The sequence below is a fragment of the Cellulomonas iranensis NBRC 101100 = JCM 18110 genome, from assembly GCF_001552375.1.
GTDB classification, from domain to species: domain Bacteria; phylum Actinomycetota; class Actinomycetes; order Actinomycetales; family Cellulomonadaceae; genus Cellulomonas; species Cellulomonas iranensis.
Genome location: NZ_BCRB01000107.1, coordinates 1 through 10,190, shown reverse-complemented (window position 1 = coordinate 10,190; position 10,190 = coordinate 1). Strand labels below are relative to the sequence as shown.

Below are 10,190 nucleotides of genomic sequence, written 5' to 3'. Positions count from 1 at the left end.
CCGACACCGGGCGGCGGCGTCGCACCGCCGGACCCGAGCGGCGGCGGCGTCGGTGCGGCGCCGTAGGGCGACGCCGACGCGCCCGAGGTCGCGTCGGCGCGGACCGCCCACGGGTCCTGCGGCGCGGACGCCGGCGCCGGTGCACCGGTCGCCGCGGGCAGCGGGGCCGTCGGCGCCGGCGTGGCCCACGTGAGGGGCTGCGTGTCGCCCGCGGGCGGCAACGGCTGCGTCGGGGCGGTCCCCGCGAGCGGCTGGGTGTCCTGGCCGCCGTACACGGGCGACGCGGACGTCCCCCACGTCGCGGACGCGGTCGCGCCCGGTGCGGCGGGCGGCTCGGGCGCCGGCGGCTCGGACACGGTGGGCTCGGCCGCGGGCGGCTCCTGGACCGGACCGGCCCCGGCGGCGGGGGTGTCGCGGTCCTCGGGGGTCGACGTCATGGTGCCGAATCTAGTGGAGCGGGATGACGGGTTCGTCCCGGGGGCCACGGGCCGGGGGCGCGACCACCCGTGCGGGCGCGCCGACGCACCCGCACGGGTCGCCCGTCACGGCTCGGCGATCTCCAGCACGACCGGCACGTGGTCCGACGGCTGCTTGCCCTTGCGCTCGTCGCGCTCGATCCGCGCGCCCGTGACGCGCGCCGCGAGCGCCGGGCTCGCGTACGTGAGGTCGATGCGCATGCCCTCGTCCCGCGGGAACCGCAGCTGCTGGTAGTCCCAGTAGGTGAACGTGCGCTCGGCCGGCAGGTGCACGCGCGAGACCTCGGTGTAGCCGGCGTGCGCAAACGCCGTGAACGCGTCGCGCTCGGCGGGCGTCACGTGCGTGCGTCCCGCGAACCAGCCGACGTCCCACACGTCGGTGTCGAGCGGCGCGACGTTCCAGTCGCCGACCATCGCGACCTGCGCCCGCGGGTCGGTCGCGAGCCAGCCCTGCGCCGCGTCGCGCAGCGCCGCGAGCCAGTCGAGCTTGTACGTGTAGTGCGGGTCGCCGACCTCGCGCCCGTTCGGCACGTACAGGCTCCAGACGCGCACGCCGCCGCACGTGACGCCGAGCGCGCGCGCCTCGGCGACGCCCGGGTCGCCCCACGTCGGCTGCCCGGGGAACCCGCGCTCGACGTCGGCGACGCCCACGCGGGACAGCACCGCGACGCCGTTCCACTGCGAGTACCCGTGCGTGACGACCTCGTAGCCGAGGGCCTCGAACGGCTCGCGCGGGAACGCCTGGTCCTTGACCTTCGTCTCCTGCAGCGCGAGGACGTCGACCCCCGTGCGCTCGAGGAAGGCCACGGCGCGGTCCACGCGGGCACGGATCGAGTTGATGTTCCAGGTCGCGAGCAGCACGGGGCGGAACGCTACCCGCCGACGCCGACGCCGACGCCGACGCCGACGCCGACACCGCCGGCCCCGGACGTGGGTCGGGCCCGCCCCCCACGGGGGAGCGGGCCCGACCGGGTGCGGGCGGCGTCAGCCGCGCGCGTCCCGGCGGCGCGCCGCGAGCAGCGCACCGGCGCCGAGCAGCAGCAGCGCGAGCGCGGCGAGCGCGAGCGGCGCCGTCGACGCACCCGTCACGGCCAGCGCACCCGCGTCGGCCGCGGGGCCGCCGGGCGCGGCGCGCACGACCAGCCCGGTCGCGACCGAGCGCAGCGAGCCGTCCGCCGCGGTGCCGTTGAGCTGGGCCGTGTGCAGCCCCGCCGGGATGCCCGCCGGCAGCGCGAGCCGCGCGGCGAACGTCCCGTCGGCGCCCACGGGCACGGTGCCCAGCAGGGTCGGCGTCGAGAACAGCCAGACGTCGACCTCGCTGCCCGGCGCGAACCCGTGGCCGGTGACGGACACGAACCCGCCCTGCTCGACCACGAGCCGGCCCTCGCCGTCCACCGCGAGCGGCGAGCCGTCGGTCTCGAACCCGCGCAGCGACACGCCGAACCCGTCGCCCGCGACGGTGACGCCCTCGGGCCCGGTCGTGAGCGTCGCGGCCACGGGCCGGTCGTCCGAGCGCACGAGCACGGCGCCCGGTGCCACGGTGGGCACCGTCGGCGTCCCGTCGGTGCCGTCGACCGTCACGGGCACGACCGCCGGGGCCGTGGCCGTCCCGGTCCCGGCCGTGCCGGGCCCCGCCGCCGTCACGGCGCGGACCCGGACGTCGTACGCCGTGCCGTTGGTGAGGCGACGCACCACGAACGGCGACCCGTCGACCCGCACCCACGTCGCGCCGCCGTCGACCGTGTACTCGTAGTGCTCGACCGGCGCGCCGCCGTCGGACCCGGGCGCCTCGAACGTCACCGTCAGCGACCGGTTGCCCGGCACGACCGACGTCACGCGCGGCGCGTCGGCGGGGCGAGCGGGGGCGACCTGCACGGGCTCGCTCCACGGGCCCTGGCCCAGGTCGTTCGTCGCGGCCGCGCGGTACCAGGCGGCACCACCCGTCGCCGGCACGGTGCCCGCCGGGGCACCCGTCGTCGCGACGTCGGTCCAGGTGCTGCCGTCCGTGCTGCGCTGGACGCGGTAGCCCGTCGCGGTCGGCGTCGGGGACCACGTGAGGGACACCTGCTCGCGCCCGGCACCGCCGGCCAGGCCCGTGACCCGCCCGGGCACGTCGGCGTCCGACAGCACGACGGTGAACCGCGTCGGGCCGGTGAGGACGTGGCGCTCGTCCGCGGCGCGGACGGTGATCTCGTGCGTTCCGGTGAGCGCGTGCTCACCCGGTGCCAGGACCTGGTCGCCCAGCAGGTAGACGACGCCCGGGACCGTCGGGACCACGACGCGGTCGAGCGCCGTGCCGGGACGGTCCAGGACACCCGGGGCGACGGCCGCGACCGGGGTCACGTCGGTGAACGTGAGCGTGAACGCCGTCGGGCCCGTCAGGACGTAGCCCGGCAGCGCGCTCGCCTCGACGACGACCGTCCCGGTGCCCGGGTGGGTGCCGGCCGCGACGGGCGTGCCGTCGACCGAGTACCGCACGCCCTCGACCGACGGGATCGTGTAGGTGTCGTCGGCGGTGCCCGCGGCGTCGGTCCACCCGGGGGCCACCGCGGTGGCCTGCCGCACGTCGGTGAACGTGAGCACCCACTCGGACGGGCCCGTCAGCACGTGCCCTTCGGCGGCCTCGGCGGTCACCACGACGGTGCCGGTGCCGGGGTAGGTGCCGGGCGCGACGGGGCTGCCGTCGACGAGGTACTGCACGCCGTCGACGGACGGGATCGTGTAGGTGTCGTCGGCGGTGCCCCACGTGTCCACCTGCGCGGGCTCGGTCGCGGCGACCTGGCGGACGTCGGTGAAGACCAGCTCGAACCGCGTCGGTCCCGTGAGGACGTACCCGGGCAGCGCGGACGCCTCGACGACGACGGTGCCGGCGCCCGGGTGCGTGCCGGCGGCGACGGGTGCGCCGTCGACGAGGTACTGCACGCCGTCGACCGACGGGATCGTGTACGTGTCGTCGGCGGTGCCCCACGTGTCGACCTGCGTCGGGGGGACGGCCGTCACGTGGCGGACGTCGGTGAAGACGAGCGTGAACTCGGTCGCACCGGTGAGGACGTACCCGGGCAGCGCGGTCGCGGTCACCACGACCGTGCCGGCGCCCGGGTACGTGCCGGCCGCGACGGGCGTGCCGTCGACCGTGTACTGGACGCCCTCGACGGCCGGCACCGTGTACGTGTCGTCGGCCGTGCCGTCCGCGTCGACCTGCGTCGGCGCCTGCGCGGTGACCGTGATCTCCGACGGCGCCTGCTGCGCGCCGGGCCGGCACTGCGTCGCGACGTCCGCGACCGTGCCGACGCGCAGGTTGTCGATGATCACGGCCGAGTCGAGCGTCGCGTCGCTCTGGTCGAAGACCGTGAAGAACAGGTCCTGCTGCGTGCCGCCCTGCAGCGGGACCGCGGCGGTGAGCAGCGGCGAGGCGCCGTTGAACACGGTGCCCACGGCCTCGGCGGCGGGCGACGAGCCGGCGCCGAACAGGCCGGAGTTGATGCTGAGCACGCGACCCTGCGGGTCGAACGCGAAGTTGTCGGGCGCGACGATTGTGTTGCCGGGCCCGATCGTCCAGGTGCTCTGGCCGACCTCGGCGATGAACGCGTCGTTGTACACGTCGCCCACGTACTGCGGGTACTCCTCGGACAGGAAGCGGAAGCTCACGCCCAGCAGGCAGTTGGCCCCCGCGGGGACGTCGAGCGTCACGCGCAGCGTCGTCACGTCGAAAACGCTGGGCCGCACCGCGGTGGACGACCACGCCGTGCTGGCCGCCGTGCCCTGCGCGCCGATCAGCTGGTCCGCACGCCCGGACGACAGCACCACGTACGACCCGCCGGGGCGCGTCGGGAACCCCGCCACCGGGGTCGTCATGACGGCCGCCGACGCGCCGTTCGCCTGGGCGGGCGCCAGCAGCTCGGTCGACGCGAGCGCGTCCGTGCCGCCCAGCAGGGCCGCCGCGAGCTCGTCCGCGCTCGCGGCCTGCGCGGCCGTGGACGTGACCGCCACCGTCCCCGCGGCGAGCACCGTCGCCACCGTCGTCGTGATCCACCGACGCACTCGCATGCGTCCCTCCGCTCCTCGTCGCTCCCCGGGGCTCGAGGTGCGTCCTCGGCCCCATCGGCGGGGCGTGCCCGCAGGTGAAGGGAGTCGAGCAGGACGTTCGTCCTGGACGGCGAAGAGGGGGTGGTAGCACCCAGGGGCGGGACCGGACGAACGGGGCGGTCCGGGCAGGGCGAGGGCCCGGAGCCTCCCCGCCCCGGGCCCTCGTCCTCACCGGCGCGCGGGCGCGCCGGTCGTCGTGCGGTCAGCGCACGTCGTCGTCCACCCAGTCGAACGACTTCGTGACGGCCTTCTTCCAGAGCCGGTACTGCCGGTCGCGCTCGTCGCCGTCCATCGACGGTTCCCAGCGCTTGTCCTCGGCCCAGTTGTCGATGACGTCCTGCTCGCCCGACCAGTAGCCGACCGCGATGCCCGCGGCGTACGCGGCGCCCAGCGCCGTGGTCTCCGCGACCTGCGGGCGGATCACCGGGACGCCGAGGATATCGGCCTGGAACTGCATGAGCGCGTCGTTGGCGACCATGCCGCCGTCGACCTTGAGCTCGGTGAGGTCCACCCCCGAGTCCGCGTTCATGGCGTCGAGCACCTCACGCGTCTGGAACGCCGTGGCCTCGAGCGCCGCGCGCGCGATGTGCCCCTTGTTGACGTACCGCGTGAGGCCGACGAGCGCACCGCGCGCGTCGGAGCGCCAGTACGGCGCGAACAGGCCGGAGAACGCGGGCACGAAGTACGCGCCGCCGTTGTCCTCGACCGTGGCCGCGAGCTGCTCGACCTCGGGGGCGGACGAGATGATGCCCAGGTTGTCGCGCAGCCACTGGACGAGCGACCCCGTCACGGCGATCGACCCCTCGAGCGCGTACACGGTCGGCTGGTCGCCGATCTTGTAGCAGACGGTCGTCAGCAGGCCGTTCTGCGACGAGATCGGCTCGGTGCCCGTGTTGATGAGCATGAAGTTGCCGGTGCCGTACGTGTTCTTGGCGTGCCCCACCTCGAAGCACGCCTGCCCGAACGTCGCGGCCTGCTGGTCGCCCAGGATGCCCGCGATCTTCACGCCCGGCAGGAGACCGCCCTTGCGGCCCTCGCCGTACACCTCGGACGACGAGCGGATCTCGGGGAGCATCGAGACGGGCACGCCCATCTCGCCGGCGATCTCCTCGTTCCACGTGAGCGAGTCGATGTTCATGAGCATGGTGCGCGACGCGTTGGTCGGGTCGGTGACGTGGATGCCGCCGTTGACGCCGCCGGTCATGTTCCACAGCACCCACGAGTCGGTGTTGCCGAACGCGAGCCGCCCGGCCTCCGCCTTCTCGCGCGCACCCTCGACGTTGTCGAGGATCCAGCGGATCTTGGGCCCCGAGAAGTACGTCGCGAGCGGCAGCCCGACCTTGTCCTTGTAGCGCTCGGCGCCGCCCCCCAGCGCCGCGAGCTCGTCGCAGATCTTCTGCGTGCGCGTGTCCTGCCAGACGATCGCGTTGTACACCGGCTCACCGGTCTCGCGGTCCCACACGACGGCGGTCTCGCGCTGGTTGGTGATGCCGACCGCGGCGATCTGCTCGTGCGTGAGGCTCGCACGGCCCAGGGCCATGCCGACGACCTCGCGCGTGTTGGTCCAGATCTCCGTCGGGTCGTGCTCGACCCACCCGGCCTTGGGGAAGATCTGCTCGTGCTCCTTCTGGCCCACCGAGACGACCTTGCCGGCGTGGTCGAAGATCATGGCGCGGGTCGAGGTGGTGCCCTGGTCGATCGCCAGGACGAACTGGTCGGTCATGCGGGATCCCTCCGTCGGGGCTGACGTGGTGGTGGGGGAGCGGGGTCAGACGATGTACACGCGCGCCAGCAGGCCCGCGAGGATCCCGCCGACGAGCGGGCCGGCGATCGGGACCCAGGCGTAGGCCCAGTCCGACGAGCCCTTGCCCTTGATGGGCAGCAGCGCGTGCGCGATGCGCGGGCCGAGGTCACGGGCCGGGTTGATGGCGTAGCCGGTGGGCCCGCCGAGGCTCGCGCCGATGCCGACCACGAGCAGCGCGACGGCCAGCGGCCCGAGCTCGGCGGGGGTCTTGCCGAACGCGAGCACGATGAACACCAGGACGAACGTCGCCAGCACCTCGGTGACGAAGTTCCAGCCGTACGAGCGCAGCTCGGGGCCGGTCGAGAACACGCCCAGCTTCACGGCCGGGTCGGCGTCCTGGTCGAAGTGCTTCTTGTACGCGAGGAACGCCAGTCCGGCGCCGATCGCGGCGCCGAGCATCTGCGCGGTCACGTAGAGGAACCCGTTGGCGGCGGTCACCGGGATGCCCTTGGCGAACTCGTCCGCGCCGGACGCCCAGATGCCGATGGTCACCGCGGGGTTCAGGTGCGCCCCCGACTTGTACGCCGCGTACACACCGGCGAACACACCGAGGCCCCATCCGAAGTTGATGAGCAGCCAGCCACCGCCGAAGCCCTTGGTCTTCGGCAGGATCACGTTCGCCACGACGCCGGCACCCAGCAGCAGGAGCAGGGCGGTGCCGAGCGTCTCCGAGAGGAACGCATCACCGATCGTGTAGTCCACTTCGACCTCTTCCGTCGACGTCGTTGTCACGCGGGCCCCCGCCGCGGGTGGTCACCGTCCGCGAGGGGACGGTGGGCCGGGGGTGCGGTGCGGCGGGGCGCCGCACCCCCGGGGTCTCAGGTGCCGGCCGGGCCGGACGTGCCGCGTCCGGCGGGCGAGCCGGGCTTGGTGCCGGGGTCGACGTCGTCGTCCCCCAGCGCCACGAGCGGAGCGACGTCGGTCGCCCGCAGCCGCACGCGCTCGGCCGACGCGTCGTCGGGCTCGGCCGCCGCGGCGTCCTCGGCCTCGGCGCGCGCGACGTACGCCTCGATCTCGCGGCGCCGCGTCGCGTCGTCCCAGCCCAGCACGGGGGCCAGCAGGTCGGCGATCTCGTCGAGCGCGCCCACGCCCTTGTCGGACTGCTCGTAGTTGAGGCGCGTGCGGTGCATCATCACGTCGTCCAGGTGCAGCGCGCCCTCGTGGCTCGCGGCGTAGACGATCTCGGCGCCGATGTACGCGGGCGCGTGCTGCAGCGGGCGAGCGAGCTCGGGGCGCTCGTCGCACAGGTCCGTGAGCTCCTGCAGCAGCGAGCCGTAGCGGTGCAGCAGGTGGTCCATGCGGGGGCGGTCCCAGCCGTAGCGCGCGGCGATCGCGCGGGACTGGCGCTGCACGACGCGCAGGCCCTCCGCGCCGACCAGCGGCACCTCGTGCGTGATCGACGGCAGCGTCGTGGCGCGCGACCCGAGCGCGAAGTCCACCGCGTCCTTGGCCATGACGCGGTACGTCGTCAGCTTGCCGCCCGCGATGACCGTGAGGCCCGGCGTGGGGGAGGCGACCGTGTGCTCGCGCGACACCTTGGCGGACGACGTGCCCTCCTTGGTGCCCGGCTGCAGCAGCGGCCGCAGGCCGGCCCACGTGCCGATGACGTCGTCACGCGTCAGCGGGCGCGACAGCACCTGGTTGGCGTGGTCGATGACGTAGTCGATGTCGGCGCTCGTCGCGACGGGGTGCGTGAGCTCCTGCTCCCACGGGGTGTCGGTCGTGCCGATCACCCAGTAGCGGGACCACGGGATGATGAACAGCACCGACTTCTCGGTCTGCAGGATCAGGCCCGTGTTGCCCTCGATCCGCTGGCGCGGCACGACGATGTGGATGCCCTTCGAGGCCAGCACGCGCAGGCCGCCCTCGCTGCCCGCGAGCGACTCGGTCTGCTCGGTCCACACGCCCGTGGCGTTGATGACCTGGCGGGCGCGGACGGGGATCACCTCGCCCGTCTCGAGGTCCTGCACGCGCGCACCGGTGACGGCGCCGCCGGCCGTGGTCTCGAGCCCGACGACCTGCGTGCGGGACGCGGCGTGCGCGCCGTAGCTGACGGCCGTGCGGACGAGCGTCTCGACGAGGCGCGCGTCGTCGACGCTCGCGTCCCAGTACCGGACCGCGCCGACGGCCGCGTCGTGCCGCAGGTCGGGGAACAGCCGTTCCATGCCCTTGCGGGTGAGGTGCTGGTGGATCGGCATCGCGCGACGCGTGCCGGAGACCGACGCGAGGGTGTCGTAGAGCGCGACGCCCGCGCCGACGTACGCGCGCTCCCAGACCCGGTTCTCCAGCGGGTAGAGGAAGCTCACGGGCTTGACCAGGTGCGGTGCGATCCGCGTGATCAGCAGGTCGCGCTCGGTGAGCGCCTCGCGCACCAGGTGGAAGTCGAGCATCTGCAGGTAGCGCAGGCCGCCGTGCACGAGCTTGCTCGAGCGGCTCGACGTGCCGGACGCCCAGTCCTGCGCCTCGACGACCGCGGTCGACAGCCCGCGCGTCACGGCGTCGAGCGCGATGCCCGCGCCGGTGACGCCGCCGCCGACCACGAGCACGTCGAGCTCGCCGCCGCCCTCGGAGCTGCGGCGCAGCGCCGCCAGCGCGTCCTGGCGTGCCTGTGCCGTCAGCGGTGCGGTCCTCATGCGGTGGATCCCCTCCCGGGTGGAGCCGTGCGGTCGGACGCGTCGGACGGCGGTGGCCCCCTCGCCCGCCGGGCGCGTCCCGGTTATCGTCATCACGTCCAGAACGGACGCGCAACCGGAGTGCACGAACGTGCAGGGTTGCCGGGACCATGGTCCGTACGAGGGGTGGCGCCGGGTGTTCGTGGAGCGGGAGCAGGACGTGCTGCGCGCGGCGTCGATGTACTACCTGCAGGACCTCAAGATGGAGGTCATCGCGCGTCATCTCGGTACCTCCCGCTCGACGGTGTCGCGCCTGCTCAAGCGCGCGCGGGAGACCGGGCTCGTCGAGATCACGCTGCGCCCGTCGAGCACGCGCGCGCCGGGCCTCGGTCGCTCGATCTCCGCCGCGTACGGCATCGACACGTACGTCGTGCCCGTGCCCGACTCCGCCGGCTCGGTCGAGCGGCTCGACCAGGTCGCCATGACCGCCGCACGTCTGCTCGCGTCGTGGTTCGACTCCGACATGGTCATGGGCATCGCGTGGGGCACCACGCTCGCGGCCGTGTCGCGGTACCTCGCGCCCAAGCCGACGCGCGGGTCGGCGGTCGTGCAGCTCAACGGCGCCGCGAACATGCGCACGTCGGGCGTCGAGTACGCGTCCGACCTCATCTCGTCGTTCGGGTCGGCGTTCGGCGCGGCCGTGCACCACTTCTCCGTCCCCGCCTTCTTCGACTTCCCCGACACCAAGGCCGCGATGTGGCGCGAGCGGTCGGTCAAGCGGGTCCTGGACATGCAGCGCCGCGCCGACATCGCCGTGTTCTCCGCGGGAGCCGTCGCCGGCGCCGTGCCGTCGCACGTCTACTCGGCCGGGTACCTCGACGAGGACGACGTGCGCCGCCTGCACGACGAGGGCGTCGTCGGCGACGTCTGCACGGTCTTCCTGCGCGCCGACGGGTCGTGGCAGGACGTCTCGCTCAACAGCCGCGCGACCGGCCCCACGCCCGACGAGCTGCAGCGCGTGCCGCGGCGCGTGTGCGTCGTCGCCGGCGACAACAAGGTCGCGCCGCTGCTGGCCGCGCTGCGCGCCGACGTCGTCACCGACCTCGTCGTCGACGAGGTCACCGCCACCGCGCTCGTCGAGGCCGCGTCGTCGCGCCCCCACGCGCACCCGCGCCGCCCCTGACCCACCCACCCGCCGGCCCGCTGCACCCG

At 74.4% G+C, this 10,190-nt stretch carries 5 protein-coding genes and 2 pseudogenes; 1 reads left to right on the top strand and 6 read right to left on the bottom strand.

Annotated elements, in window-relative coordinates; translation table 11 throughout:
- The 6 genes and pseudogenes from CS2_RS16305 to CS2_RS16280 all read right to left on the bottom strand — a co-directional run.
- Positions 1-437, bottom strand: a pseudogene (locus CS2_RS16305) (hypothetical protein); the annotation flags it as partial.
- A gap of 105 nt (positions 438-542) precedes the next feature.
- Positions 543-1,418, bottom strand: a pseudogene (locus CS2_RS16300) (exodeoxyribonuclease III); the annotation flags it as partial.
- Positions 1,419-1,460: 42 nt separating this feature from the next.
- The gene (locus CS2_RS16295; RefSeq protein WP_156442177.1) at positions 1,461-4,523 is read right to left on the bottom strand and encodes a fibronectin type III domain-containing protein; all 3,063 of its coding nucleotides are present in this window, start codon (positions 4,521-4,523) and stop codon (positions 1,461-1,463) included.
- Positions 4,524-4,764: 241 nt separating this feature from the next.
- Complete coding sequence (glpK, locus tag CS2_RS16290; RefSeq protein ID WP_070320770.1) at positions 4,765-6,285, bottom strand: glycerol kinase GlpK; 1,521 nt, start codon at positions 6,283-6,285, stop codon at positions 4,765-4,767.
- A 45-nt stretch (positions 6,286-6,330) separates the two neighbouring features.
- Entirely contained in the window at positions 6,331-7,068 is a 738-nt protein-coding gene (locus CS2_RS16285) for an MIP/aquaporin family protein (RefSeq protein ID WP_046529999.1), read from the bottom strand.
- A 116-nt stretch (positions 7,069-7,184) separates the two neighbouring features.
- Positions 7,185-8,999: a glycerol-3-phosphate dehydrogenase/oxidase gene (locus CS2_RS16280; protein ID WP_070320769.1), complete on the bottom strand. Its 1,815-nt coding sequence runs from the start codon at positions 8,997-8,999 to the stop codon at positions 7,185-7,187.
- 175 nt (positions 9,000-9,174) lie between these two features.
- Between CS2_RS16280 and CS2_RS16275 the strand changes: the two genes are divergently transcribed.
- The gene (locus CS2_RS16275; protein WP_082131594.1) at positions 9,175-10,161 is read left to right on the top strand and encodes a sugar-binding transcriptional regulator; all 987 of its coding nucleotides are present in this window, start codon (positions 9,175-9,177) and stop codon (positions 10,159-10,161) included.
- Positions 10,162-10,190 lie beyond the last annotated feature (29 nt).